This window comes from Rhodococcus aerolatus, from assembly GCF_054783215.1.
Genome location: NZ_BAAGQZ010000012.1, coordinates 1 through 812, shown reverse-complemented (window position 1 = coordinate 812; position 812 = coordinate 1). Strand labels below are relative to the sequence as shown.

Genomic DNA, 812 nt, shown 5'->3' with positions numbered 1-812 from the left:
GTGAGCAGGGCCCCGCCGCGCTCGGCGAGCCCGGCCAGCCGGCTGCGGCGGGTGCCGACGTCGGGGTCGTCCCCCCGGGCGGCGGCCAGCCGGGCCTCCGCCGCGGACACGGCCTCGAGCAGCGCCGCCCGGCGCTCCCCGTCGCGGGTGACGTCGGCCAGCAGCTGGCGACCCTGCTCGGCCACGTCGGTGTCGCGGGCGGCGAGGACGACCACGTCGCGGCGGGCGTCGTCGGCCGTCGCGTCGAGCACCTCGGCGTCGACGTGCTCCGCCTCCAGACCGGCCACCGCGGCCACGGCGGAGCCCGGGTCGTGCCCGGCGGCCCGCGCCTGCGCCACCGCGAGCTCCTCGGCGACCGCGGCCAGGGCCGCGACCGCGCGCGCGACGTCGGCCTGCGCCGCCTGCTCCACCTCGTGCGCGACGGCCTCGTCCTCCTTGGTCACCACTTCGGACACGACCACCGGGGCCGGGGCGGGATGGACCGTCGACCCGCACACCACGCACGCCTCGTCGAGCTCGAGCGCCCCGGCCAGCTCCGCGGCGATGCCGTCGATGCGGCGCTCCCGCAGCTCGAGCCAGTGCTCCTTGGCCCGCTGGTGGGCCTCGACGGCGCCGACCCGGACCCGTTCGGCCGCCGTGTGGCGCTCGTGCAGCACCGGCACCGCGTCCGCGGCGGCCCGGACCTCGCGCGCCTGGGCCAGGGCGCGGTGCAGGCCGGGCGCCACGTCGGCCGCACGCTGCAGCGCGGCCGCGACCTCCTCGGCCGCCACCGGCTGGGCGGGCAGGGCGGCGCGGTCGGCCTCGAGCGAGGC

1 pseudogene is annotated in these 812 nt (G+C 80.8%); it reads right to left on the bottom strand.

Features of this window, described 5'->3' with window-relative positions:
* Window positions 1-812: pseudogene (locus ACYVOF_RS05910) on the bottom strand (hypothetical protein); the annotation flags it as partial.